The 25565-nt window shown below is 30.8% G+C and carries 24 protein-coding genes; 9 read left to right on the forward strand and 15 right to left on the reverse strand.

What is annotated here, in order from left to right; genetic code table 11:
• Positions 1-46: 46 nt before the first annotated feature.
• Genes L8V85_RS03775 through L8V85_RS03795 form a run of 5 tightly spaced genes read right to left on the reverse strand, consistent with a single transcriptional unit; the run spans position 47 to position 5749 of the window.
• On the reverse strand, positions 47-1387 hold the full coding sequence (locus L8V85_RS03775; RefSeq protein WP_263737494.1) for an MmgE/PrpD family protein: 1341 nt from the start codon (positions 1385-1387) through the stop codon (positions 47-49).
• Positions 1388-1393: 6 nt separating this feature from the next.
• Complete coding sequence (purB, locus tag L8V85_RS03780; RefSeq protein ID WP_263676282.1) at positions 1394-2758, reverse strand: adenylosuccinate lyase; 1365 nt, start codon at positions 2756-2758, stop codon at positions 1394-1396.
• A 3-nt stretch (positions 2759-2761) separates the two neighbouring features.
• Positions 2762-3931 (reverse strand): cystathionine beta-lyase, encoded by a 1170-nt coding sequence (metC, locus tag L8V85_RS03785; protein ID WP_261545055.1) that lies wholly within the window; start codon positions 3929-3931, stop codon positions 2762-2764.
• A gap of 12 nt (positions 3932-3943) precedes the next feature.
• Positions 3944-5383, reverse strand: coding sequence for a C4-dicarboxylate transporter DcuC (gene dcuC / locus L8V85_RS03790; RefSeq protein ID WP_263664793.1), 1440 nt, complete (start codon positions 5381-5383; stop codon positions 3944-3946).
• A gap of 3 nt (positions 5384-5386) precedes the next feature.
• Complete coding sequence (locus L8V85_RS03795; RefSeq protein WP_044598311.1) at positions 5387-5749, reverse strand: Rid family detoxifying hydrolase; 363 nt, start codon at positions 5747-5749, stop codon at positions 5387-5389.
• Between the two features lie 167 nt (positions 5750-5916).
• Here L8V85_RS03795 and L8V85_RS03800 point away from each other — a divergent pair, with 167 nt between their 5' ends.
• Entirely contained in the window at positions 5917-6591 is a 675-nt protein-coding gene (locus L8V85_RS03800) for a transcriptional regulator (protein WP_133319588.1), read from the forward strand.
• Here the strand turns inward: L8V85_RS03800 and L8V85_RS03805 are convergent.
• The 4 genes from L8V85_RS03805 to L8V85_RS03820 form a co-directional block, all read right to left on the reverse strand.
• Complete coding sequence (locus L8V85_RS03805) at positions 6588-7925, reverse strand: anaerobic C4-dicarboxylate transporter family protein (protein ID WP_133319589.1); 1338 nt, start codon at positions 7923-7925, stop codon at positions 6588-6590. The two genes, L8V85_RS03800 and L8V85_RS03805, sit on opposite strands and share 4 nt — an antisense overlap.
• Before the next feature lie 20 nt (positions 7926-7945).
• Positions 7946-9343: an argininosuccinate lyase gene (gene argH / locus L8V85_RS03810; RefSeq protein WP_263737495.1), complete on the reverse strand. Its 1398-nt coding sequence runs from the start codon at positions 9341-9343 to the stop codon at positions 7946-7948.
• 172 nt (positions 9344-9515) lie between these two features.
• Positions 9516-9977, reverse strand: a complete 462-nt coding sequence (locus tag L8V85_RS03815; RefSeq protein WP_133319591.1) for an ankyrin repeat domain-containing protein — start codon at positions 9975-9977, stop codon at positions 9516-9518.
• 51 nt (positions 9978-10028) lie between these two features.
• Positions 10029-11453 (reverse strand): catalase, encoded by a 1425-nt coding sequence (locus L8V85_RS03820; protein ID WP_133319592.1) that lies wholly within the window; start codon positions 11451-11453, stop codon positions 10029-10031.
• Positions 11454-11671: 218 nt separating this feature from the next.
• Here L8V85_RS03820 and L8V85_RS03825 point away from each other — a divergent pair, with 218 nt between their 5' ends.
• From L8V85_RS03825 to acpS, 3 genes are all read left to right on the forward strand, one after another.
• Positions 11672-12310 (forward strand): transcriptional regulator, encoded by a 639-nt coding sequence (locus L8V85_RS03825; protein ID WP_220566805.1) that lies wholly within the window; start codon positions 11672-11674, stop codon positions 12308-12310.
• Between the two features lie 65 nt (positions 12311-12375).
• The gene (gene fliL / locus L8V85_RS03830) at positions 12376-12921 is read left to right on the forward strand and encodes a flagellar basal body-associated protein FliL (RefSeq protein ID WP_133319594.1); all 546 of its coding nucleotides are present in this window, start codon (positions 12376-12378) and stop codon (positions 12919-12921) included.
• Positions 12921-13277 carry a holo-ACP synthase gene (acpS, locus tag L8V85_RS03835; protein ID WP_220566804.1) on the forward strand — a complete coding sequence of 119 codons (357 nt, stop codon included), beginning with the start codon at positions 12921-12923 and terminating at the stop codon, positions 13275-13277. The genes fliL and acpS overlap by 1 nt, the downstream gene beginning before the upstream one ends.
• A gap of 8 nt (positions 13278-13285) precedes the next feature.
• Here the strand turns inward: acpS and fabG are convergent, their stop codons facing one another.
• Both fabG and gpmI read right to left on the reverse strand, forming a co-directional pair.
• Complete coding sequence (gene fabG, locus L8V85_RS03840) at positions 13286-14029, reverse strand: 3-oxoacyl-ACP reductase FabG (protein WP_263737496.1); 744 nt, start codon at positions 14027-14029, stop codon at positions 13286-13288.
• Positions 14030-14043: 14 nt separating this feature from the next.
• Positions 14044-15522, reverse strand: coding sequence for a 2,3-bisphosphoglycerate-independent phosphoglycerate mutase (gpmI, locus tag L8V85_RS03845; protein WP_263737497.1), 1479 nt, complete (start codon positions 15520-15522; stop codon positions 14044-14046).
• Positions 15523-15600: 78 nt separating this feature from the next.
• On the opposite strand from gpmI, the gene mraY reads away from it, so the two are divergent.
• On the forward strand, positions 15601-16659 hold the full coding sequence (gene mraY, locus L8V85_RS03850; protein WP_263676290.1) for a phospho-N-acetylmuramoyl-pentapeptide-transferase: 1059 nt from the start codon (positions 15601-15603) through the stop codon (positions 16657-16659).
• Positions 16659-17858 (forward strand): UDP-N-acetylmuramoyl-L-alanine--D-glutamate ligase, encoded by a 1200-nt coding sequence (murD, locus tag L8V85_RS03855; protein WP_263737498.1) that lies wholly within the window; start codon positions 16659-16661, stop codon positions 17856-17858. The genes mraY and murD overlap by 1 nt, the downstream gene beginning before the upstream one ends.
• On the opposite strand, the gene L8V85_RS03860 is transcribed toward murD, so the two are convergent.
• Positions 17850-18713, reverse strand: coding sequence for a LysR family transcriptional regulator (locus L8V85_RS03860; RefSeq protein WP_263737499.1), 864 nt, complete (start codon positions 18711-18713; stop codon positions 17850-17852). The two genes, murD and L8V85_RS03860, sit on opposite strands and share 9 nt — an antisense overlap.
• Before the next feature lie 106 nt (positions 18714-18819).
• On the opposite strand from L8V85_RS03860, the gene L8V85_RS03865 reads away from it, so the two are divergent.
• Entirely contained in the window at positions 18820-19857 is a 1038-nt protein-coding gene (locus L8V85_RS03865) for a YeiH family protein (RefSeq protein ID WP_263737500.1), read from the forward strand.
• A gap of 57 nt (positions 19858-19914) precedes the next feature.
• Here the strand turns inward: L8V85_RS03865 and L8V85_RS03870 are convergent, their stop codons facing one another.
• Both L8V85_RS03870 and prfB read right to left on the reverse strand, forming a co-directional pair.
• The gene (locus L8V85_RS03870; protein ID WP_263737501.1) at positions 19915-20751 is read right to left on the reverse strand and encodes a universal stress protein; all 837 of its coding nucleotides are present in this window, start codon (positions 20749-20751) and stop codon (positions 19915-19917) included.
• A 19-nt stretch (positions 20752-20770) separates the two neighbouring features.
• The gene (prfB, locus tag L8V85_RS03875) at positions 20771-21871 is read right to left on the reverse strand and encodes a peptide chain release factor 2 (RefSeq protein ID WP_133319603.1); all 1101 of its coding nucleotides are present in this window, start codon (positions 21869-21871) and stop codon (positions 20771-20773) included.
• Positions 21872-21947: 76 nt separating this feature from the next.
• Between prfB and rimO the strand changes: the two genes are divergently transcribed.
• The gene (gene rimO, locus L8V85_RS03880; protein WP_263737502.1) at positions 21948-23264 is read left to right on the forward strand and encodes a 30S ribosomal protein S12 methylthiotransferase RimO; all 1317 of its coding nucleotides are present in this window, start codon (positions 21948-21950) and stop codon (positions 23262-23264) included.
• On the forward strand, positions 23254-24216 hold the full coding sequence (tilS, locus tag L8V85_RS03885) for a tRNA lysidine(34) synthetase TilS (RefSeq protein ID WP_263737503.1): 963 nt from the start codon (positions 23254-23256) through the stop codon (positions 24214-24216). Before rimO ends, tilS begins: the two co-directional genes overlap by 11 nt.
• On the opposite strand, the gene L8V85_RS03890 is transcribed toward tilS, so the two are convergent.
• Complete coding sequence (locus L8V85_RS03890; RefSeq protein WP_263737504.1) at positions 24197-25564, reverse strand: phosphomannomutase/phosphoglucomutase; 1368 nt, start codon at positions 25562-25564, stop codon at positions 24197-24199. The two genes, tilS and L8V85_RS03890, sit on opposite strands and share 20 nt — an antisense overlap.
• Position 25565: the final 1 nt, after the last annotated feature.

Consider the following 25565-nt stretch of genomic DNA (forward strand, 5'->3'; position numbering starts at 1 on the left):
ATTATTTATTTTTTAAAATAATAAGCAATCTCATTTTTTGAGATTGCTAGAAATCAAAATCATTTAGATTTTCTAAATTTTGAAGCTTTTTGACTAATTCCTCAGCCTTTTCTAAAGAAAGTGCTATGCTAGCATTAGAAAGAAATTTATCTTTTAATTCATCAAAACTTAAAGGATTATCAAAATTTCCTTTATTTATAAACACATCTTTTTTAATTACCCTTCCATCATTTAAAACAGCTTCTAAATGTCCTGGAAAGTATTTAGGGAAACCGCTAGATTTTTTCTTCTCATAGCTAATTTTTTTAGCAAATTCTATTAGCTCAGCTCTATTTAAATTTTCATAAGATTTTAAAGTAATTTTGCCATCAAAAAACGCTAAAGCCATTAAAAAAGGCATGGAAAATTTGGCCGCATAAGCACTTTGTGGAGTGTATTTTGCTTCTATTGGATCACAAATAAATGAAATTGGCACTTCATCTACAAAGCAATGCAAACTTTTGATATCTTGTGCTTTTAAGCCATCATTTCTTAAACTCATAGCACAATCAATAAGCCCATGTGCAAAATGACAACTTGGATAAGGTTTTAACGAAACTTGCATTACTTGCCAAATTTCATTCAACCCCTTACAAAGTTCATTTTTATCACATTCATCTTCTAAGCCAAAAGTTCTAAAGACATTATCCCTTCCTTCAAATATACTCAAAGGACCACTCATATTAGCTTTTGCGCAATTTGCTACCAAAATTCCATTTTTCAAAGCATTAGCTATGTGTAAAACTTTAGAATTAGATCCATTAGATAAAAACTCATTTACCCCACTTGCAAAACTTCCTGCTAAACCTAATGCATTGATGATTTGTTCTTTGTTTAAACCAAGTAAAACACAACTTGCAGCCACACTACCAAAAATTCCTGCTATAGCTGTAGTATGAAAGCCACGCTTATGAAAATTTCCTTTGCTTGCTATACCCACTCTAGCAGCAATTTCCCAACCAACAATAAAGGCTTTTAAAACTTTTTTTCCATCCTTACTTACGCTAAATCCATAAGTTAAACAAAGTGGAGTTAAAATAGCACTAGCGTGCAAAATAGCTTCAGTATGAGTATCATCAAAATCAAGGGCATGCGCTGCAATAGCATTTACCATCGCAGCATAAATTACATCAAGCTTTTTATCCCCACTCCAAATTTTTTCACTAGGATTTACGCTTAAAGCTTCAAAAGCCTTAGTTGCATTTAAAACACAAGCTTCATTTTTAGCAGCTAGGGCTGTTCCTAGTGCATCAAGCATAAGCTCTTTTGCTCTTTGTTTTACTTCACTAGGAATAGCTTCATAGTCTAAATTTACGATAAATTCGGCTAGTTTTTCACTTAAATACATTTTTTCCTACTTTAGAATTTGTGCATTAGCGATTTTTTCTAAGAACTCATCAACTAATTTTGGTGCATAACCTACATAAGTTGTAGCATCCATTAAAACATCAATGTCTTTTTCACTTAAAACCTTACTTACACGCTCATCTTCAAGTAAAACAACTTTAAAAGTTTTATGATTTTCTATACCTCTCATAGCATTTTCATAAACAATTTCATGTGCATGTTGCTTACCATAATGATCACTCAAAGCAAACATTACACGTTCTGCTAACACAAAGCCATTAAGCGTATCAAGATTTTTTAACATTTTGTCTTTTTTAACTTCTAAATCATCAAAGACAAATTTCATATTTGCTAATACCACTGAAAGCATTAAAAATGCTTCTGGTAAAAGCTTCCATTCCATTTTCCAAACTTGACCATCTCTTTCATGCTCATGTCTTTCTATATCGCTTAAAATTGCAATATTAGCTCTTAGGGCATTACTTACAGTCACTGCGTTTTCACTTACTGCGGGATTTCTTTTATGAGGCATAGTAGAACTTCCTACTTGACCTTTTCCAAAAGGCTCAGCAATTTCATCGATTTCATTATGAGCTAAGATTAAAAGTTGATGTGCAATTTTGTTAAAGGTTGCGTTGATATTACCTAAAACATAACCAAGCTCAATAAAACGATCTCTTGCTGGTTGCCATGAGATGTCAGGAACCTCTAAACCTAAACTTTCTAAAGTAAGTTTTTCTACTTCATTAGCCTTGTCACTTAAGCTTGCTTTAGTTCCCACTGCACCTACGATTAATCCTACATATAATCTTTTTTCAAGTTCGATAATTCTTTCATAGTGACGATTAAGCTCACTTAGCCAAATTGCAACTTTGTGTCCAAAAGTTATAGGTAAAGCTTGTAAAGCTAAGGTTCTTCCCATCATTGCAGTGTTCTTATGCTCTTTTGCGATTTTTGCTAAATTTTTAGCTATATCTTTTAAATCTTGTTTGATTAAAGCCATAGCTTCTTTAAATTGTAAAACTATGCCTGTGTCAATGATATCTTGTGTTGTTACACCAAAATGCACATATTCGCCAAGACCATTTTCGCAAGCTTTTTCCAAACCTCTAACAGTAGGCACTAAAGGGTGTTTAGTCTTTTTAAACTCAGCAAAAATAAAATCCATATCCATAAATTTATAATGCGCTTTTTTAGCTATTTCTATAGCTGCTTCATTAGGGATAATGCCAAGTTTTGCTTGAGCTTTTGCCAAGGCAGCTTCTACATCAAGCCATTTTTGAATTCTATTTTCTTCACTAAAAATAGCTCTCATTGCAGGAGTGCTCCAAGAATCTTGAAGCAACCTCATATCAAATACACTCACACCCATGTTTTATCCTTTAAAATTTATTTTTTCAAATGCTTGTTTTAAATCAGCAATCAAATCCTTACTATCTTCAAGACCTATATGAAATCTCACAAAAGGCCCTCTAGCACTCCAATCTGTTGCAGTTCTTGGTGGAGTAGTAACAGTAGCTAAACTCTCATATCCACCCCAGCTTGCACCGATTGAAAAATACTCTAAATTATCTACAAACTCGATAGCTTGTTCTTTAGAAATGCCATCTGCAAATTCAATCGTTACCATACCATTAGCACCTTTATGATCGCGCATAAAAACTTCATGGTTTGGATGAGTTTTTAATTTTGGATAAAAAATTGTTTTAACTTCTTTTCTACTTTGTAAAAACTCTACCACCTCATCTGCACTTTTTTCATGTGCTTTCATTCTTACATCTAAAGTTCTCATACCACGAAGCACTAAATAAGCATCATCAGGACTTGTAGTAAATCCTAAAGCTTCTGGCAATTTGTCAAAATTTTTCCATTCTTTTTCATTAATTACCACTATACCCATAGTAACATCTGAATGCCCACTTAAGTACTTAGTCGCTGCAATTACTGAAATATCCACTCCAAGCTCAAGCGGGTTTAAAAAATACCCACTTGAATAAGTATTATCAATCGCTACTGGTATGTTATGTTTGTGCGCAATTTCGCAAAGTTTTGGTAAGTCTATGATTTCATAAAGTATAGAACCTGGACTTTCACAAAGGATTAATTTTGTATTTGGTTTGATTTTTTCCTCTACATCAGAAGCATCAGCTTTTAGAAAGTCAATTTCTACGCCCATTTTAGTTAAAAATAAATCACAAATTGTTCTAACAGGTCCATAAATAGCATCAGTGATTAAAAAATGAGCATCTTTACTAGCATAATTTAAAAGCACCATAGCTAATGCTGCAAGCCCTGTTGGGAAAAGTTGTGCTCTATAACCACCCTCAAGCTCACAAATAAGTTTTTCAAGTTCAAAATTTGTAGCTGTTCCTCTAGCACCATAACTTAAAACACGCTCATTTTTTCTTAGCTCGCGGTATTTTTGCCAAGTAGCATGATCTTTAAAAAGTATGGTTGATGCACGCATTAAGGTTGGATTAACTGATCTTGCTTCAGCGTTTTGATCGCCTCTTCCTAGGTGGATTAATTTAGTTTTATTATTCATTTTAAGTCCTTTTTACAAATAAACATAAGTCATAATCACATTAACAATAGCAGCTACAAGCATAGGAATAGCTGTTCTTTTTACAACTTGTAATGGATTTACTTTAGCCATAGCTGAAATTGCCAAAATAGCTGGTGCAATAGGTGAAACACATCTACCAAAACCTGTCATGATTTGGATAGGTGCTATCATAGTTATAGTTTCAACTCCAAAAGATTTTGCTATATTTGGAATGAGTGGTGCAAAAGAAAAAAATGCTGCATTTCCTGAACCCATTAAAAATGCGCACACAGCAAGTAAAATAGAAACTGCTATGATGATAGCAAGCACTCCAAAACCTGCATCTTTTGCAAAGTCTATTAAAGTATCTACAAAACCAACCGATAAAAGGCCACTTGCAAAAACTTGGCCACAAACGATCAAAGAAACTGTGATCACAAACAAATGCCCCATACCTTTGAAAAATACCATGATAGAATTTAAAGTATCAATTAAACTTTTATAACGAATGATTTCAAAAATAATTGCTATAAAAGTCGAAATCATCATAGCAACTGGCACATTCATTCTAATTGCAGTAGATGAAGCTGCTTTAACTTCTTCCATGGTAGTAAATCCCATTAACACCATAATGCTATCTAAAACACTACTAAAGCCCAAAATTAACACTAAAGGTATAATAGGTAAAATCGCATAAATTCTAGGTGGCTTTTTAAGCTCTTCACTTTTGCCATCATGTTCTGCTAATTCTTTTTCAACATCATCACGGTTAAATATGAAATTTTCTTTTTTATCAAAATATTTTGAGCAAAAATAAATCGCAATACCCACTGCTATGATAATAGGCACAGTTGTAGGAAGCTGATAATGCACAAAATATACCGCAGGATCAATTTCAGCTGTTTTTGCAGCTAAAATTACATTACCACTTCCTGGGCCATGGTCAATGTATTGGCAAATAGCAATAATCGAAAGCGCAGAAAGCTTAGAAACACCTGAGCGCACTAAAATAGGGTACATTGTAACCATAAGCAAAAGTGCTAAACCTGCATGTGAAGGTATAAAAAGCACTAAAAACTGGATCACAAAATATGAAACCAACAATAAAACATAAGGTGATTTCACAGCTTTTAAAGGTCTTTCAAATACTTTAAATAAAGCATAACTTGCACCTACATGATCCATATAAGCAGAAAATCCTGCTATACACATTAAAGTAAGTCCAAGACCTGCTAGAGTACTTGACATTTTAGTATTTACTACTTGAAAAATATCAAAAAGACCTAAATGTAAAGATTGTTTTTCATTAATAATTGGAGAAAGTCCAAAAATTCCTGCTAAAGCTAACAAGAATAAACCACTTAAAAGCAACGCCATGTGGGCGTTGATTTTTTTATAGAGCATAAAAACAAGTAAAAATACAGAACATCCTGCAAAAAATAAACCCAACATGCTCTATCCTTTATGAGCAATAACCTCTATCTCCACTTTTGCTCCTTTAGGAAGATCTTTTACCGCAAAAGCACTTCTTGCAGGATATGGAGCTGCGAAAAATTCAGAATAAACCTCATTGAAAGCCAAAAAATCATCAATATTTGCCAAAAAGCAAGTCGTTTTAACTACATTATTAAAATAAAGATTATTTTCTTCTAATATAGCCTTGATATTTAACAATGATTGTCTTGTTTGTTCTTTTACATCTTCACTTTCTATGTTTCCACTTTGTGGATTAATAGGAAGTTGTCCTGAAATAAATAACAAACCATTAGCTTCTCTATAAGCTGAATATGGTCCTATAGCCTTTGGATAATTTGCCATGTATACTCCTTGTGTTTAAATGAAATCATAATATAATATTATCATCATAATAATAAATTGTCAATATTTTTTTATCATAATAATAATTTTTTTTATTGTTGTAAATATTAACAACTTTGATGAAAATATTTTGTAAAATAACAAAAAACAACAAAAAGGTCTAGATCATGGATGAACAACAAAAAGAATTATTTATCAAACTCACTCAATTTTTAGGGCAAGTTCTTGGAGATCAGTATGAAATAGTTTTTCATGTGATTTCACCTGAGGGTTCATATATAGCAGCCATTGCAAATAATCATATTAGCGGAAGGACAATCAATTCTCCATTAACCTCTTTTGCGAGTGAGCTTGTACAAGAAAAAGAGTATTTAAATAAAGATTTTTTATGTGATTACAAAGCAAAGGTTGGAAAGTCTAAGATCGTTACCGGATCAACCTTTTTTATAAAAAACCAAAATAAAATTGTAGGAATTTTATGTATAAATCACGACACCACAGAACTTAGAAATGCTATTAGTAAAATCATAGAACTAGAAAAAATTAATGATTTTAGTGATTTATTAGATATTCACAATCAAAACAATGTAAATTTACACAATGTGAGTAATATAGAAACACTTAGTCATTCTATAGAAGATATTCTAGCTGAAAACATAGACTTAAAATATTTAAATTCAGGATATAGCTTAAGCACTGAACAAAAAGATGAGATTATTAAAAAGCTTCATTCAAAGGGAATTTTTAATATAAAAGGAAGTATACCTATAGTTGCTAAGTCACTTAATATATCAGAACCTAGCGTCTACAGATATTTGCAAAAATTTAAAAATAGCCTTTAATAGCTAAAAACTATTTGCGATATAAAATAAGCACTCACAACAGCACCAATGATTAAAGCAAAACCTGGTCTTAAATAAGAGTGATTGATCACAAATTTTCCTATTTTTGTTGTGCCTGTTCTATCAAAAGCCACACAAGCTATTTGATTAGCTCCTGGAACTATAAAATCTCCACTCACGCAAGGATAAAGCACGATAAGAATTTGAGGAGGAATTCCCAAACTCACACCCAAGGGCATCAAAGCAGCTACTGTTGCAGCTGGAGAAAAAATCACCATAGAAAAGGCAAATAAAGCCACGCCAAATAAATATGGATAATCTTCTACAATATGTGATAAAGAATCACTAAATAAAGGCTTGTAAGCTTCAAAAAATGTCCCTGTCATCCAAGCTATACCAAAAACCCCTACAACGCCTATAAGTCCTGATTTAAATACAGAAGCTTCACCAAGTTTATTAGCAGGAACTTTAGCAAAAAGCATAATTAAACAAGCTGTTGCAAGCATGATCATTTGAATTAAATTTGGGGTAGAAAGTCTTTCTATTTTACCATTTGCAAGCTCATAGTGAGGTAACAAATTTGTAAAAGTCCCAAAGAAAATAATGGTTAAAATCCCCAAAGCAAATATTAATAAAGCTCTTTTTACTTTAGGATCTGTTTCTTGTTTATCTTCTTGTTTATCTTGAGTTAAAAACTGATATTCCCCTGCTCTTACTCTTCTTTGAAATTCCTCATCTTGCTCAAGCTCTTTTCCTCTTTTAAAAACGCTCAAACAAGCACATATAACACCAATTAAAAATGCTGGCATTACCACAGCTAATATTTGAACAAGTCCTACACCGCTAATGGCTAAAATGGCTACCATACCTGCAGTGGCTGCACTCATAGGAGAAGCTACCACTGCAATACCTGCTGCTATAACTGAAACTGAAAGTGGTCTTTCAGGACGAATTTTAGCTTGAGCAGCTACTTCAGCAATCACTGGATAAATAGAAAAAGCTACATAAGTAGTACCACAAAATATTGTAAATGTGGATGTGATTAATGGGCCCATAAAAACAATAGCTTGAGGTTTTTTCTTTAATGCTTTTTCAGCTATTTTTACTAGCAAATCAAGCCCGCCTGCGCTTTGCAAAACACTCACGCAAGTAATCACAGCAAGTATAATAAACACAACACTCACAGGAAGTGAAGCTGGTTGCATACCAAAAACCAACACCAAAATACACATACCAAACCCACCTGCAACCCCAAGTCCTATACCACCATATCTACCACCTATGGCTATCATAGAAAAAATAATAAAAAGTTGAAGTATAAAAATAATATCCATCTAATCTTCGCCCTTATTGTTTATTTTTTACATTTATCCAACAATTCTTTTGCATGTTCAATTTGCTCTAATACAACTTTAGTTCCTGTACCGCCATAAGAAAGTCTTGCGTCTATACAAGTTTCTAAAGCAATTGCTTCATAAATATCTTCTTGGATATTTTCATTAAATTGATGGAATTCTTCCATGCTAAGCTCTTCAAGCATTTTTCCGTGTTTAATACAATAATTCACAGTACCACCAACTATACTATGAGCTTCTCTAAATGGTATATTTTTTCTTACTAAATAATCAGCCATATCTGTGGCATTTGAAAATCCTTTTGCAGCTGCTGCTCTTGTATTATTAGTATTTACTTGCATTTTTTCTATCATAGGAGTTATAATTTTTAAACTTGCCATTAAAGTATCCATAGAATCATAAACTTGAGCCTTATCTTCACTCATATCAGTATTATAAGCCAATGGAATACCTTTCATAATAGTTAGCATTGCCATAACATTACCATACATTCTACCTGTCTTACCACGCATTTTTTCGGCTACATCAGGATTTTTCTTTTGAGGCATTATGCTTGAACCTGTACAAAAATCATCACTTAATTCTATAAATTTAAAATCTTGACTTGAAAAAAGTATAAGCTCTTCACAAAAACGACTAAGGTGCATGAAACACATTGCAGCAATAGCAGTAAATTCAACCATGTGGTCTCTATCACTTACACTATCAATGCTATTTTCTGTTGGTTTAGTAAAGCCTAGTTCTTTGGCACAAAAATGTCTGTCTATATTAAATGTAGTTCCGCCAAGTGCAGCTGCTCCCAAAGGACACTCATTCATTCTTTTATATAAATCCTCAAAACGAGAATAATCCCTACTTAACATCCAAAAATACGCCATAATCCAATGTGAAAAAAGCACTGGCTGGCCCGTTTGCAAATGCGTATAACCTGGCATAATAGCTTTGATATTTTTTTGAGCTTGATGGACGATTTCTTCTTGCAAAGTAGTAATTTGAGTTAATACTTCTTTAATAACTGCTCTCATATGAATTTTTGAATCAAGAGTAGTTTGGTCATTTCTACTTCTTGCGGTGTGAAGTTTTCCACCTACTGGACCTACGATTTGTGTCATTCTTTTTTCTACAGCCATATGAATATCCTCATCAGCTATATCAAACACAAAAGTACCATTTTGAATTTCTTCTCTAACTTGTTCTAAGCCCTTAATGATAGTTTTTGCTTCATCTTCTTTTATAATACCTTGTTTTGCAAGCATGGTGCAGTGAATTATACTACCTTGTATATCAAAAGGAGCAAGTCTTGGCTCAACTGGTAGTGAAGCAGTATATTCTTCAACTAATTTATTTGTAGGTAAATCAAAACGCCCACCCCATAATTTTTCTGTTTTGTTAGACATTTGTTATCCTTTCATTAAAAAATTAGGGGTAATTTTATTTGAATTTATTTTAATTTAGCTTAAATTTTTTATTTCTATAATAAAAAATTTTAAAAATTTATAATTTAATAATAGAATTTTTTGATAATTTTAAATAAATAAAATATATTTTTAATATATTATAAATTATTAACTATTTTTTGAAAATTTTTAATACACTAAAAGCTATTTTTTTAAGAAAACTTTTTTTAGAATGCTTTGTTAAAAACTCTACTATATCTCTATGCCCAAACATCAACGCAAAAGTAAAAGGTGTCATACCAAGACCATTGTTTTCATCAATATTTGCTCCATGTTCTACCAAAAGCTTACACATAGGTAAATATCCTTTAAAACACACCCCTGCTAATGGAGTTTGTCCTCTATCATTTTTCTCATCTACCCTAGCATTATTTTCTAGTAAAAACTTAGCACATTCATAAGCATTATGATAACTTGCAAGCATTAAAAGACTATCGCCTTTATGATTTTTTAAATTCACACTCAAACCCGCTTCTATCATAGTCTTTAAATTTTGTAAATCATTTTGTCTTGCGTAATCAAAAGCCATAGTGCAAAGCTCTTGAATTCTTTTTTCTTCTTCATTATTAAACATATTTTTCCTTTATAATCTTTAGTTTGCCACTTTTAAAGTGGCAAGTAAAAATTACATTTTCAAAGCTTTTTTAACGCCATTTGCATATTCACTTGAAATTTTTTCAAAATGACTTAATGCTCTAGCAATAATTTTTTCATCAACCCCACTCATAGAAGCAGCGATATTTTTAAATAATTGCTCTTTTTGATCTTGATTCATTATATCAAACAAGGCTCTTGGTTGGGTGTAAAAATCATTATCAAGTGGAGCATATCTTTGCGCATTACCTTCAAGTGCTAAGTCAGGCTCTAGGTAATTTTTATCTTCTTTTGGACTATCATCATAACTATTTGGTTCATAATAAGCAAGACCATTTTTATAAGTGTCAAAATTCATAGCACCTGCTACATTATAAGTATTTACTTCACTTTTTGCACGATTAACTGGTAATAAATGATAATTTGTCCCTATGCGGTATCTGTGTGCGTCAGGATAAGAAAAAATTCTAGCTTGCAGCATTTTATCAGGACTAAAACTAATACCAGGAACAATATTGCTTGGACTAAATGCAGCTTGTTCTACTTCATTAAAGTAATTTTGTACATTTTTATTAAGTACTAATTCGCCTACTTCAATTAAAGGCACAATACTATGTGGCCAAACTTTAGTTAAATCAAAAGGATTAAAACCTAATTTTTCTGCTTCATCTTCTTTTAAAGCTTGAATTTGGAAAGTCCATTTTGGAAAATCTCCTTTTTCAATGGCTTCATATAAATCTCTTTGATGACTTTCTCTATCATTTGCTATTAAATTTGCCGCTTCTTCGTTGGTTAAATTTTTAATACCTTGCCTTGTTTTAAAATGAAATTTCACCCAAAATCTTTCGTTTTTATCATTAATCAAACTATAAGTGTGACTTCCAAAACCATGCATATGACGATAGCTTGCAGGAATACCTCTATCACTCATTAAAATAGTAACTTGATGTAAGCTTTCAGGACAAAGACTCCAAAAATCCCATGCAGCATTATTGCTTCTTAAATGATTTCTTGGATCTCTTTTTTGAGTGTGGATAAAATCAGGAAATTTATATGCATCTCTTATAAAAAATGTCGGAGTATTATTACCTACTAAATCCCAATTTCCTTCTTTAGTATAAAATTTAATAGCAAAACCTCTTACATCTCTTTCTGCATCAGCTGCACCTGCTTCGCCTGCAACGGTTGAAAATCTTATAAATAAAGGTGTATTTTCTCCAAGCTGTAAAACTTTTGCCTTGGTGTATTGAGAAATATCTTTAGTGATTTTAAGCTCCCCATAAGCACCGCTCCCTTTTGCATGAACAGTTCTTTCTGGAATTCTTTCTCTATTTTGATGGGCAAGTTTTTCTAACAAAATATAATCTTGCATTAAAAGTGGACCCTTAGCACCTGCGCTTAATGAATTTTGATTATCGGCTATGATATTTCCGAAATCATTGGTTAGTTTTTTCATCTTTTCTCCTTTTTATAAATAATAATTTTTATTATTTGATAAATTATATCCCTATATTATTAAAATAAAATTAAACAATAAAAATTATTATTTTTGAAAAAATAATCTTTTTTTAAGCATAATTATTTTTATTTTGTATTAAAATTGTTGAAAAATAAGAATAAGTGCTCTTATTTTAAATATTTTTACTACAAAATTAATAAAACAAGGAGAGTTTAATGGATAAAGAAACAAGAACTTACTATATTAAATTAGTGAAATTTCTTGCTGATGCTTTGGGAAGAAATTATGAAATAGTTTTGCATGATGTAAGTGAAGATGGTACTAATATAGCAGAAATAGCTAATAATCATATTAGCAAAAGAACTATAAATTCACCTCTAACAGGCTTTGCTATTGAAATGATTAAAAACAAAATCTATTTAGAGCGTGATTATATAACACATTATAAAACTTCAGCTAAAAGCTCACAAGTAATGTCAGGCTCTACTTTTTTTATTAAAAAAGATGAAAAACTTGAAGGTTTGCTTTGTATTAATCATGATACTTCAGCATTTAAAAAAATCTCTGATGAAATTTTAAATCTTGGAAATATTTATGATAATTCTTATGAAAGTCCTGAACAAGAAAATAAAGAATACATAAAACTTGATTTAGAAGAAATCGTTGAAGATATTACGGGGATAGATATTGAAAGTTTTAAAAATAAAAGTTTAAAACCAAAGGAAAAACAAAAAATGATAGCTAGCTTATATGAAAAAGGCGTATTTAATGTAAAAGGTGTTATTCCTAAAGTTGCGGAGCTTTTAAATATTTCAGAACCTAGTGTTTATAGACATTTACAAAAGATTAAATAATCATAATTTAAAAAAAATATAATTTTTGATACAATAACATTTTAAAATTTTATAAAAGGAAAAATATGGCTGATGATATGATGGATGAACAAGGTGAATCAAAGAAAAAAGGCGGGAATACTTTAGTAATCATTATCGTTGTATTTTTATTTGTATTTTTACTTGTTATTGTAGGAGCAATTGCTTATCTAATGTTTAGTGGCGGCTCTGAAGAAAATCCTACCCCGCAAACTGAAGAAAGCGCACAAGTTGCACAAGCTCCTAAAAAAACAAATGCAGTAGCAGCTAGAGGGAGTGATTATGCAAATATTGGCGTGATGTATCCTTTAGCACCTTTTACGCTAAATTTATTAAGCGATGGTGGATCAAGATATGTAAAATGCACCATTCAACTTGAACAAAATGTTGAAACCTTAACTCCTGAACTTGATAAAAAAGTTGCTATTATTAGAGATATTATCATTAGAACTTTAACATCAAAAACCTTTGAAGAAGTAAGCACTACAAAGGGTAAAGAAAGATTAAAAGATGAATTAACCGGTAAGATCAATGAAGTTTTAACTGATGGTTTTATCAAAAATATTTATTTTACCGACTTTGTAGTATCTTAATGATAGGCTGTGACATAGTCGTATGCTCTCGCATAGAAAAAATTTATGAAAGACATAAAACACTTTTCTTGGATAAATTTTTGTCCAAGAAAGAGCAAAGTTATATAAAAAATACCAACACTCTAGCCGGATTTTGGGCTATTAAAGAAGCTGCCTCTAAGGCTTTGGGGGTTGGAATTTCTAAAGAATGTTCTTTTTTTGACATCATCATCTCTAAAGATGACAAAAATGCTCCACACATTAGTTTTTCTCAAAAAGTCATGCAAGAGTTCAAAATTAAATCAGCAAGTGTAAGCGTAGCGCATGATGGGGGTTTTGCTATAGCAGTAGTAGCTATAGAAACTAAGCAAGGTTAAAACCTTGCTTACATATAAAGCCCGCCATTGACTTTTAAAATTTCTCCTGTGATATAAGAAGAATGATCACTTAATAAAAACGCCACAGCTTGAGCTACTTCGCTTGCATCTGCAAAACGCTTCAAAGGGATATTATTAATATAATTTTGTTTTATTTCATCACTTAAAACTTCAGTCATATCACTTTTTATAAAACCCGGGGTAATGCAGTTATATCTTATATTTCTTGCTGCACCTTCTTTAGCAAAAGATTTTGTTAGAGCTATCATACCGCCTTTACTAGCACTATAATTAGTTTGGCCTGCATTTCCCATTTCTCCAACTATAGAAGCAATATTTACAACCGCACCAAAACGCTTTTTACTCATAGTTTTTAATGCCTCTCTACAACCTAAAAAACTTGAATTTAAATTAGCATTAATCACTGAAGAAAAATCATCCATACTCATTCTAAGTGCTAATTTATCATTAGTAATACCTGCATTATTAACTAAATAACTAAGCTCACCATCACTTTCTACTATAGTTGCAATAGCGCTTGTAAATTCTTCTTCAACACTTGCATCAAATTTAATCACAGCCGCACAACCACCACTTTTTTCTATCTCTTCTTTTAGTGCATCAGCAAGTTCAGACTTACTTCTATAATTAATCCAAACTTTTAAGCCATAACTTGCTAATTCTTTGGCTATTGCTGCACCTATACCTTTACTTGCACCTGTTATTAAAACATTTTTTCCACTAAATTTCATTGTTCTCCTTTAAATTAAAATAAAGCCTCATCCATTTCTTTTGGAATAGGTAAGTTTAAAATTTTAAGCACGCTTGGTGCTATATTACTAAGCCCCATGCCTTCTTTAAGCTTTTCTACTCCTTTAGCTTCTACAAAGGCAAAAACATCAAAGGTTGTGTGGTTAGTAAGCATATTTTCATTTTCATCCCTCATCGCTTCACAATTTCCATGATCTGAAGTAATAATAAAAGCATAATCATGTTCCCTTGCTTTGGCAATAACCCTACCCAAGCACTCATCTACACATTCAACCGCACTAATCGCAGCTTCAAAATCACCCGTATGCCCCACCATATCACCATTTGCAAAATTTACTATGATAAAATCCATACCACTTTCTATACCCTTAAGCACCTCATCTGTGACTTCTTTAGCACTCATTTGAGGTTTTTCATCATATGTTTTTACTTTAGGACTTGGAATTAAAACTCTTGTTTCATTGCATTCTAATTCTTCTTTCCCCCCATTAAAGAAAAAGGTTACATGAGCATATTTTTCTGTCTCAGCTGTGTGAAGTTGGCTTAAATTTGCATTAGCTATCACAGAAGCTAAAGTATTATTTAATTCTTCTTTTTCAAACATCACAGGCAGTTTAAAACTCTCATCATACAAACTCATAGTAATGGCATTTTTTATAAGCACTTCTTTTGAAAATTCATTAAAACTTTCTTGGGTTAAAGAAGCGACTAATTGACGCATTCTATCATTTCTAAAATTGATAAAAATCACACCATCTTCAGCCTTAATTCCATCAAAGTTTTGACTAATAACTGGGGTTAAAAACTCATCTGTGATATTTTCATCATAACTTTTTTGTATAAAATGCACAAAATCATCACACTTTGGTGCCTTAGCAAATAAAGCATCATAATAAGACTTAACCCTATCATAGCGCTTATCTCTATCCATAGCATAAAATCTTCCCGATAAAGAAGCAAAATTAACCCTTTCTTTTTCGCAAAATTCCTGTAAAGATTTTATAAATTCTAAACCCGAATTTGGAGGACAATCCCTACCATCACTAATTGCATGTGCAAAAACTTCTTTATTTTCTTGCTTACAAATTTTTAAAAGTGCATTAAAATGTGTATGCATAGAATGCACCCCGCCATCACTATAAAGCCCTATAATATGCGCTCTTTTGCATTTTTGCAACAATTCTTTTAAAGCCTTATTGTCTTTTAAAGTGTCATTTTCTATGGCTTTATTTATCTTGACTAAATTTTGATAGATTATGCGTCCACTACCTATACACATATGCCCTACTTCGCTATTACCCATTTGACCTTCAGGTAAGCCAACTGCCAAGCCACTTGTTTTTATCAAAACATTAGGGGTATTTTCAAAAAGCTTATCATAAGTTGGCTTTTTAGCATGAAAAAAAGCATTATAGTTTGAATTTGTATTATGTCCTATACCATCTGTGATTATCAAAATACATTTTTGACTCATTTTTTACTCTTTTTTATAATTTATTTATGTGATTTTACTAAAATTATGCTTTTAAAAAACAAATACAAGGTTAAAATTTTGCTTTATCTTACAGAATATACAAATTATATGTTTTTTTCTTATATTAGCGTGCGTGCTGGTTTTGCATTTTTTATTGCTTTATTTTTGAGTTTGTATTTAATGCCAAAATTTATCAAATGGGCTCAAAATAAAAAAGCAAATCAACCTATTTATGAATACGCTCCACAATCACACCAAGCTAAATCTCATACCCCTACTATGGGTGGGCTTGTTTTTATCTTTGCTACTATCATAGCAAGTGTTTTAAGTGCTGATTTAAATAATAGTTTTGTAATCGTTGGATTATTATGTTTAGTATTATTTTGCACTATAGGCTTAGTTGATGATTTGGGGAAAATTTTAAAAAAAGACAATCACGCAGGATTAAGCCCAAAAATGAAACTTCTAGGACAATTTAGCGCTGCTTTTATTTGTGTTGGATTATTATATTTATTTGATATAAATACTGAATTTTATTTACCTTTTTACAAACATGCTATTTTTGATGGTGGTATGTTTATGTTGTTTTTATGGATTTTAGTTATTATATCAAGCTCTAATGCTGTAAATTTAACCGATGGGCTTGATGGTCTTGCAACCGTGCCTTCTATATTTTCTCTTTTAAGTCTTGGTGCTTTTTTGTATTTAAGTGGAAATGCTATTTATAGTTCTTATTTATTCTTACCTAAAATTCAAGGTCTAGGAGAACTTGTGGTAATAAGTGCGGCTTTAGTTGGTGCACTTATGGGATTTTTGTGGTATAACTGCTATCCTGCACAAGTTTTTATGGGAGATAGTGGGAGTTTAAGCATAGGGGCGTTTTTAGGCTATCTTGGTATAGTAAGTAAAAATGAAATTTTACTTTTGCTTATAGGCTTTGTATTTGTTTTAGAAACTATTTCAGTGATTTTACAAGTAGGAAGTTTTAAAATCTTTAACAAAAGAGTATTTAAAATGGCACCCATTCATCATCATTTTGAAAAAATAGGCTGGGTGGAAAATAAAATCATTGTGCGTTTTTGGATGATAGCCTTACTTGCAAATATTATTGCATTAATTAGTATAAAGTTAAGATAATGAAAATTTCACTTTTTGGATACGGAAAAACAACTAAAGCTTTTGCACAGCGTTTTGGAAATTGCGATATTTATGATGATCATTTTGCAAGTATAAGTAAAGATGAATTTAACAATACACTTTTACCGCCTTGTGAATTTGATCCTTTAAAAAGTGACTTAGAAATTCCAAGTCCTGGCTTTCCAAATGATCATCTTCTCATACAGCAAGCAAGAAATTTAAGTAGCGAATATGATTTTTTTTATGATGGCATGCCAAAAAGTGTTTGGATAAGCGGAACAAATGGCAAAACCACCACTACCCAAATGACTCATCATCTTTTAAAACATATCAATGCACAAATGGGAGCAAACATAGGAACTCCTTTAGCACAAATGGATATTAGTGCTAAATTATGGATTTTAGAAAGCTCATCTTTTTCGCTTTTTTACACCAAAGTAGCTAAACCTGAAATTTATGCACTTTTACCTATCACACCTGATCATCTTTCTTGGCATAAAAGCTTTGAAAATTATGAGCAAGCCAAGCTTAGTGTGCTTGAAAGAATGAATGAAAATGATGTGGTAATTTTACCTAAAAAATACGAGGCTTATCCAACTCATGCTTATGTTATAAGCTATGAAGATGAGCAAGATTTAGCTAAAAAAATGCAAATTGATTTAGAAAAAATTCATTTTAAAACCCCATTTTTGCTTGATGCTCTTATTGCCTTAAGTATAGAAAAAATCATACTAGATCGTTGCTCTTATGAGCTTTTAAACGAGTTTAAGATAGAAAAAAACAAACTTGAAGAAATATTTGATCATAAAAATAGACTTTGGGTAAATGATACTAAAGCAACTAATCTTGATGCTAGTTTAGCTGCTCTTAAACGCTATAAGGATAAAAAAATTCATCTTATCATAGGTGGGGATGACAAGGGAGTGGATTTAAGCGCTTTATTTGTTTTTATGAAAGAGCTTGATATAGAGCTTTATGCCATAGGAAAAAGCACCAATAAAATACTTGATTATGCTAAAAATGCTAATTTAAAAGCACATTTTTGTGAGTTTTTACCTAAAGCGGTAGAAAAAATCAATCAAAACTTAACTAATGATGAAGTAGCCCTACTAAGCCCTGCTTGTGCAAGCTTAGATCAGTTTAAGTCTTATGAAGAAAGAGGAGAGCTTTTTAAAAAATGTATTCAAGAATTAAGCTAAATCTTTTTGAATGCAAAATTTTAAAAACTCACATAAATTTATAAATTTATTGCTTGGTTCTTTATTTTTATGATAAATCAAGCAAAGCTCTCTTGAAATTTTAAAATTTTTTAATCTTACTTCAAATAAACTTTTAGCTTCGAGCTCTTCTTTAACACTAAATTTAGGTAAAACTGCTAAAAATTTACCTTTTTTAGTCAACTCTTTTATCATAGCAGTTGAGTTTAACTCATAAACCAAATTAAGCTTTACATCTTTAGGTAAAGCATTTAAAAACACTTCTTTTGCACCTGAACCTTGCTCACGACTTAGCCATTTAAAATCCTTTAATTCATCTATGAAAAATTCTTTTTTGAAGTCATTTTTACTCACCACAATAAGCTCATCATCACAAATTTTAATCTTTTTTATATCCTTATCTTTGCAAATACCTTCAATTAAACCTATATCGATTTCTTTATCTAAAATATCTTTGATGATATTTTGACTATTATCCAAAGACAAATTTAACTTGATATTTTCCGCCTTTTGATCTAAAAAAGTTCCTAGTAAATAAGTGCCTACATTTTGACTAACTTTCATACTTATTTCATAGCTTTGATCATCTTGCATTGCTTTTTCTATGCGTTCAAATTCTAAAATCAAAGGAGTAATTTGTTTTAAAAAAACCTTTCCTTTTTCATTTAAGCTTAAAAATTTAGCATTTCTATCAAAAAGCTTGGTGTTTAAACTTTTTTCAAGTTCAAATATAGCTAAAGACAAAGCAGATTGAGTTATATTTAATTCTTTAGCACAAACTCTTAAATTTAAATTTCTACACAAGGCTTGAAAATATTTTATTTGTTTAAAAGTCATAAGCACTCTTTTGATAAATATTTTTAATCATTATATCAAATAAAATTAATTTTACTTATCATAAAAAAATCATTAAGATTACAAAAAACAAAAAAAGGAAAAATTCATGCATAAAAATATATATAAAAATAGAAAATTTGAAGCTTTTTTACTACTTTTTACTCTTGCTTTTTGTGCTTTTGCTATTTCTGAGCTTAATTTTTTTAAAAATCTTAGAATTTCAGCTTTAATCATAGCCGTGATTTTGGGAGCTTTAATAGGAAATTTAGCACATCAAAATGCAAATTTACTTAAAAAATCAGGAGTTTTAAGCATAGCAACAAAAGAAATTTTAAGACTTGGAATTATACTTTATGGTTTTAGAATTACTTTTAATGATTTAGAAAAAGTTGGATTAAATGGGATTTTGCTAGCATTTTTAGTGGTATTTTCTACCTTTTTTATAGGGCTTTTGTTAGGAAAATTATTCAAACTTGATCTTAAAGAAAGCATACTTATAAGTAGTGGCTCAAGCATTTGTGGAGCAGCTGCTGTGATGGCTAGTGAAAGCATTGTTAAAGGTGGCTCTGCTAAAGTTGGCGTAGCAGTTTGCACTGTGGTTGTGTTTGGAACTTTAGGGATGTTTTTATATCCTTTGGCTTGGAATTTAGATTGGTTTGATTTTTTTAATTTAAAGCAAATGGGGTATTTCATGGGAGCAAGCTTGCATGAAGTTGCACATGCTGTTGCAGCAGGTGAAGCTGTAAAAGCAGGAGATGGTGCTGTCATAGAAAAAATGATGCGTGTTTTAATGCTAGTGCCTTTTTTGATTTTCTTAAGTCTTTTTTCATTGAAATTTCTAAGTAAAAATAATGAAAAAATCTCCATTAAAGCAAATATTCCTTATTTTGCTTTGTGGTTTTTATTTGCATGCGGTATTAGCTCACTTGAAATATTAAATACAGATTTTGCGCTTAACTATATAAAACCAAGCATACAAACTATAGACACACTTTTGCTTTCTATGGCTATGGTAGCTTTAGGAGTAAATATCCATAAAAATGTTTTAAAAAATGCGGGTTTTAAACCATTTTTAATGGCATTTTTTCTTTTTATATGGTTAATCTTTATATCAATTAGTTTTATTTTATTATTAAATTTATAAATACATGAAAATTCTTCATGTATTTATTTTATAATCTTTAATCAAAATAAATTAATGTTAGCGAATCAGCAATAAAGGTTTTTTAGCCTTAGTTAAAATATCATTTGTCAAACTACCAAATAAAATACTTTTTAACCAATGATGTGAATAAGCTCCCATGATCAATAAATCTATATCATTTTGCTCACCAAAATCAAATAAAGCTTGAGTAATCTCTCCATTTAAATATTGAGTTTGCACATTTAAATTTGCTTCTTTAAAAATTTGACTTACTTGAGCTAATAACTCACAAGAAGATTTTTCATCTTTAGAAACATTTACTACATAACGCTTTGCTTCTTTAAAAATAGGTCTTTTAATGGCTTGTTCTATAGCCTTTTTAGCTAAATTACTCCCATCATAAGCCATCATTACACTTTTAATCTCTTTAAAAGCAGAATTTACAAGCAAAATAGGCACATTTAAAGCTCTTACTAATTCTTCTGTATGAATACCTATTTTATTTTTCTTACCCCCGCCTTTTAAACCTGCTATGGCTAATCTTATTTGATCATTATATTCTTTTAAAACCTCTTCTAAGTCTCCATCTCTTTGCACACTAAAGCATTCTTTTACACCTTGTTCTTTTGCATAAGCACAAAATTCTTCTAAAATTCTTTGCCCTTTTTTGCAAAGATTTTCATTTTTTTGGCTTTGCTCTTCTACTAAATCTTCAATCACACACCCACTAGCACCTATGCCAAAACTACAAGCTAATTCAGCATTGGTAAAATTTGGTTCTATAGTATATAAAAACATTAAAGGTAAATCTAGCTTTTTAGCTAAATACACCCCATAATGCAAACTTTCCCTACAAGGCTCTAAAACATCTACACAAACTAGAATTTTTTCCATTTAATATCCTTTTGTAGTATTAATCTTGTGCTTTTTGTGCTATTAAAACACCTTCTATGATTTTTTTAATATCTCCATCTAAGATATTATCAACCTGTGAAAAAGCTTCATTTGAGCGTGTATCTTTAACTTGTTGATAAGGAAAAAGCACATAAGAGCGGATTTGATGACCCCAACCTATCTCACTTTTTTCACTTGAATTTGCTTCATCTTGTTGTTTCATAAGCTCAAGCTCATAAAGGCGTGATTTTAGCATTTTAAAAGCAGTTGCTTTGTTTTTGTGTTGGCTTCTATCGTTTTGACATTGCACTACTATACCACTTGGCATATGAGTTATGCGCACTGCTGATTCGGTTTTATTAACATGCTGTCCACCTGCTCCGCTTGCTCTATAATAATCAATCCTTATATCTTTTTCTTCAATTTCTATTTCTATATCATCATCAAGTTCAGGCGAAACCATCACGCTAGAAAAACTCGTATGGCGGCGTCCTGCACTATCGAATGGAGAAGTTCTTACTAAACGATGAATGCCATTTTCAGCTTTTAAATACCCATAAGCATTTTCACCTTTTACTAAAAAGCTAACATCTTTAAGCCCTGCTTCTTCGCCTTCTTGAAAGTCAAGTGTTTCTACTTTAAAACCTTCTCTTTCACAAAATCTCAAATACATCCTATAAAGCATGCTAGCCCAGTCATTACTCTCCGTTCCACCTGCTCCTGGGTGAATAGAAACTATGGCATTTTTACCATCATTTTCCCCACTTAAAAGCATAGAAATTTCAAGATTTACAATAAGATCTTCTAGCTTATTTGCATCTTCAAATAAAGCTTCTATGGTATCTAAATCATTTTCACTATTAGCAAGATCAAAAAGCTCACTTGCATCATTTAAAGCATTATTTGCATTTTCATAATTTTTAAGTAAATTTGAAATTTTAGTTTTTTCTTTACCTATAACGCCTGCTTGTTTTACATCACTCCAAAAAGAAGGGGAATTTTCTAAATTTTCTATTTCTTTTAATCTTGTTTTTATCTCTTCAGGTTTAATAATAGAAGCGATATTTCCAACTTTGTTTTTTAATTTTTTTAAAAGTTCGCTGTATTCGTAATTATCCATAAAAATTTTCTTTCTAATTTTGATATAATTTAATCTTATAATTTTAGCAAAAAATAAAACATTTAAAGTGAGAAATATGCCAAAACTTTTTTTAATGTCTTTAGGTTGTAATAAAAATTTAGTTGATAGTGAAATCATGCTTGGAAGATTAAGTGATTATGATATTTGTGATGAGCCAAGCTTAGCTGATGTTTTGATTGTAAATACCTGTGGTTTTATAGATAGCGCTAAAAAAGAAAGCATAAATGCGATTTTAGACTTACACGAGCAAAGAAAAAAAGATTCATTGTTAGTTGTAACAGGATGTTTAATGCAACGCTACCGCGAAGAATTAATGAAAGAACTACCTGAAGTTGATCTTTTTACCGGTGTGGGAGATTATGAAAAAATTGATGAAATGATACTTAAAAAAACTAATCTATTTTCAAATTCTACTTACTTACAAGATAAAAATACCAATCGTGTGATCACAGGATCAAACTATCATGCTTTTATCAAAATAGCTGAAGGGTGCAATCAAAAATGTTCATTTTGCGCTATACCAAGTTTTAAAGGCAAACTTAAATCAAGAAGCTTAGAAAGTATTATAAATGAAGTAAAAGAACTTGTTAAAAAAGGCTATAAAGACTTTTCTTTTATTGCTCAAGATACAAGCTCGTATTTGTTTGATCAAGGTCAAAAAGATGGACTTTTAAAGCTTATTGAAGCTATAGAAAATATCCAAGGTGTAAAGGCTGCTAGAATTTTATATCTATATCCAACAAGCATTAGTAAAGAAGTGATAGAAAAAATCATTCAGTCAAAAGTTTTTGTAAATTATTTTGATATACCTTTACAACACATCAGTGATAATATGCTTAAAATCATGAAACGCGGAGCTAACAAAGCAAAATTAATCGAACTTTTAAATTTAATGAAACAAGCTCCAAATTCATTTTTACGCACAGGTTTTATAGTAGGACACCCTGGAGAGAGTGATGAGGATTTTGAAGAATTATGCACTTTTATAAAAGAATTTGATTTTGATAGAATTAGTGTTTTTGCTTATTCTAAAGAAGAAGATACCGCAGCTTTTGAAATGGAACAAATTCCTAGTAAAATCATCAATGCAAGATTAAAAGTAATAGAAAAAATCGTTGATGATTGCATAGAAAAAAGCTTTAATCAACAAGTTGGTAAAAAAACCTTAGCATTTTGTGAAGGTCAAAGCTCTGAAGGAGAATTTTTCATCGGTGCAAAAGATTTGCGTTGGGATAGAAATATTGATGGAGAAATTCTCATCAATGAAAGTGATTGTGGAAATTTAGAAATGGGCGAGCTTTATGAGTGTGAAATCACGCAGAGCTTAGATAAAAAACTCATTGCAAAAGCCTTAAGAAAGTTTGATGATTGATAGCAAATATTTAAATCATTTAAAGCAAGGGAAAAATCTTTTAGCATTTTCTCACGGGAGTGATTCTAGTGCTTTATTTTTCATGCTTTTAGAAAAAAATATAGATTTTGATCTTGCTTTTATAAACTACAAAACTCGCAAAAATAGTGATAAAGAAGAGCAAAGTGCTAAAGAATTAGCCAAGCGTTTTCATAAAAAAATTTACATCAAAACCGCACCCAAGATAACAAAAAATTTCGAAGCTTGTGCAAGAGCTTTGCGTTATGAATTTTTTGAAGAACTTTGCAAAAATCACTCTTATGATAATCTTTTACTAGCTCATCATTTAAATGATAAACTAGAATGGTTTTTAATGCAATTTTCCAAAGGCGCAGGACTTAGAGAATTACTTGGTTTTAAAGATATTGAAAAAAGAAAATATTTTACTATCATAAGACCCTTGCTTGAAATTCCAAAAGAAGAAATTTCAAACTACCTAAAAGACAACAATATCGCTTATTTTCATGATGAGAGTAATGATGATGAAAAATATTTTAGAAATTTCATACGCAAAAATTTTGCCAATGAGTTTTTAAAGCTTTATCCAAATGGAGTAAAAAAGAGCTTTAAATACTTAGAAAAAGACTTAAAAGAAGAAAATATTTGTGAATTTAAAAATATTTACATTACTCATAAAGATGAAAGTTTAATCGCAAAATGCTTTAAAAAACTTGGAATACTTTTAAGTGCTAAACAAAGACAAGAAGCTTTAAAAGGCGATGGAGTAATTTCGCATAAAATAGGCATTGTTTACATACAAGAAAAAGTTTTGATTTTTCCTTTTGTAAGTTGTGAGAAAATGTCAAAAGAATTTAAAGAAATTTATAGAAAAGCAAAAATCCCTAAACTCTTAAGAGCATATTTATACACAAAAAATATTGATATAAAAGAGCTTATGCAAGCTCTTTTATGATTTCTTCAAAAAGTTCTTTTACTCTTGCTTCTAAAAAGTCTTTAAATTCAGCACTTGTAGCTTCAGCACGCATGATAAGATATGGACTTGTATTAGAAGCACGCAAAAGCGCCCAGCCTTCTTTAAAGGTAATTCTAACTCCGTCAATTTCATTACAATCAAGCACATTTTCAAAAGCATTTGCTTTTATTTTTTCTTTAAATTTTTCTATGATTTGAAATTTATTTTCTTCACTAACCTTAAGCTTAATCTCTTCACTTGCATAAAGTTTTGGTAATTCTTTAACTAATTTTTCTATATCAAAACCATTTACCAAAAGCTCTAAGGTTCTTAAAAATGCATAAATTCCATCATCATAACCAAAATATCTATCTTTAAAGAAAATATGCCCACTAAGCTCTGCTGCTATGTCGATATTTTGCTCTTTCATCATTTTTTTAATATTAGAATGTCCAGTCTTACCCATCATGATAAAACCAAATTTAGCTACCTCATCAAAAAGGTTTTTAGAACATTTTACTTCACCTAAAACTCTAGGATTTTTTATATTTTTAGCAAATAAATAGCAAAGCTCATCGCCCTTAAATGCATAATCTTTACTTGCAACCACCAAGCGATCTCCATCTCCGTCAAAAGCAAAGCCCATTTTTGCATTTTCATTTTCTTTTAGCGCAACTTGCAATGCGTGCAAATTTTCAAGCTCTGTTGGATCGGGCGCGTGATTTGGGAAATTTCCATCAGGATTTTCAAATAAAATTTGTGCATTAAGATTTAATTTTTCCACCAAAGGCTTTATAATCACTCCAGTAGCTCCATTTGCACAATCAATAATGATTTTTTCTTTATAGCCCTTAAGATGTGAAAAATGTTTAGCTAAAAAGTCTATGTATAAGCTTTTAATATCATAATTTTCATATCTTAAATCATCATTGATTTCAAGTTCTAAATACTCTTGCACTTTTAAAGAAAGCTTTTTCAAATCAGCACCAAAAAAACTTTCTTTATTAATCGTTATTTTAAAGCCATTGTATTCTTTTGGATTATGCGAACCTGTTATCATGATATTTGCATCAAAAATTTCATCAAAAAATAAACTAAAATACCCCATAGGAGTTGGTGCTAAGCCTATATTGAAAACTTGCATATTAGCTTTATTTAAACCGCTGATTAAATAGTTAAAAAGTTCATTTGCACTATATCTTGCATCATAGCCTACGCTTACTTTCTCACAACCCCTTGATTTCATTTCTAAACCCAAAGCATAGCCTATAGCTTTTACACTTTTTTCATTTAACTCACTTGGGTAAAGCCCTCTTATATCATACTCTCTAAAAATCAAATCTAACATT

Origin of the sequence: Campylobacter sp. IFREMER_LSEM_CL2090 (genome assembly GCF_025771865.1) — a bacterium.
In the GTDB taxonomy this organism is placed as follows: Bacteria; Campylobacterota; Campylobacteria; order Campylobacterales; family Campylobacteraceae; genus Campylobacter_D; species Campylobacter_D lari_D.

What these genes read in the sequence shown, in the direction of transcription:
- L8V85_RS03775 (WP_263737494.1), bottom strand. Translation starts at nt 1,387, where the DNA reads ATGTATTTAAGTGAAAAACTAGCCGAATTTATCGTAAATTTAGACTAT.
- purB (WP_263676282.1), bottom strand. Translation starts at nt 2,758, where the DNA reads ATGGGTGTGAGTGTATTTGATATGAGGTTGCTTCAAGATTCTTGGAGC.
- metC (WP_261545055.1), bottom strand. Translation starts at nt 3,931, where the DNA reads ATGAATAATAAAACTAAATTAATCCACCTAGGAAGAGGCGATCAAAAC.
- dcuC (WP_263664793.1), bottom strand. Translation starts at nt 5,383, where the DNA reads ATGTTGGGTTTATTTTTTGCAGGATGTTCTGTATTTTTACTTGTTTTT.
- L8V85_RS03795 (WP_044598311.1), bottom strand. Translation starts at nt 5,749, where the DNA reads ATGGCAAATTATCCAAAGGCTATAGGACCATATTCAGCTTATAGAGAA.
- L8V85_RS03800 (WP_133319588.1), top strand. Translation starts at nt 5,917, where the DNA reads ATGGATGAACAACAAAAAGAATTATTTATCAAACTCACTCAATTTTTA.
- L8V85_RS03805 (WP_133319589.1), bottom strand. Translation starts at nt 7,925, where the DNA reads ATGGATATTATTTTTATACTTCAACTTTTTATTATTTTTTCTATGATA.
- argH (WP_263737495.1), bottom strand. Translation starts at nt 9,343, where the DNA reads ATGTCTAACAAAACAGAAAAATTATGGGGTGGGCGTTTTGATTTACCT.
- L8V85_RS03815 (WP_133319591.1), bottom strand. Translation starts at nt 9,977, where the DNA reads ATGTTTAATAATGAAGAAGAAAAAAGAATTCAAGAGCTTTGCACTATG.
- L8V85_RS03820 (WP_133319592.1), bottom strand. Translation starts at nt 11,453, where the DNA reads ATGAAAAAACTAACCAATGATTTCGGAAATATCATAGCCGATAATCAA.
- L8V85_RS03825 (WP_220566805.1), top strand. Translation starts at nt 11,672, where the DNA reads ATGGATAAAGAAACAAGAACTTACTATATTAAATTAGTGAAATTTCTT.
- fliL (WP_133319594.1), top strand. Translation starts at nt 12,376, where the DNA reads ATGGCTGATGATATGATGGATGAACAAGGTGAATCAAAGAAAAAAGGC.
- acpS (WP_220566804.1), top strand. Translation starts at nt 12,921, where the DNA reads ATGATAGGCTGTGACATAGTCGTATGCTCTCGCATAGAAAAAATTTAT.
- fabG (WP_263737496.1), bottom strand. Translation starts at nt 14,029, where the DNA reads ATGAAATTTAGTGGAAAAAATGTTTTAATAACAGGTGCAAGTAAAGGT.
- gpmI (WP_263737497.1), bottom strand. Translation starts at nt 15,522, where the DNA reads ATGAGTCAAAAATGTATTTTGATAATCACAGATGGTATAGGACATAAT.
- murD (WP_263737498.1), top strand. Translation starts at nt 16,659, where the DNA reads ATGAAAATTTCACTTTTTGGATACGGAAAAACAACTAAAGCTTTTGCA.
- L8V85_RS03860 (WP_263737499.1), bottom strand. Translation starts at nt 18,713, where the DNA reads ATGACTTTTAAACAAATAAAATATTTTCAAGCCTTGTGTAGAAATTTA.
- L8V85_RS03865 (WP_263737500.1), top strand. Translation starts at nt 18,820, where the DNA reads ATGCATAAAAATATATATAAAAATAGAAAATTTGAAGCTTTTTTACTA.
- L8V85_RS03870 (WP_263737501.1), bottom strand. Translation starts at nt 20,751, where the DNA reads ATGGAAAAAATTCTAGTTTGTGTAGATGTTTTAGAGCCTTGTAGGGAA.
- prfB (WP_133319603.1), bottom strand. Translation starts at nt 21,871, where the DNA reads ATGGATAATTACGAATACAGCGAACTTTTAAAAAAATTAAAAAACAAA.
- rimO (WP_263737502.1), top strand. Translation starts at nt 21,948, where the DNA reads ATGCCAAAACTTTTTTTAATGTCTTTAGGTTGTAATAAAAATTTAGTT.
- L8V85_RS03890 (WP_263737504.1), bottom strand. Translation starts at nt 25,564, where the DNA reads ATGTTAGATTTGATTTTTAGAGAGTATGATATAAGAGGGCTTTACCCA.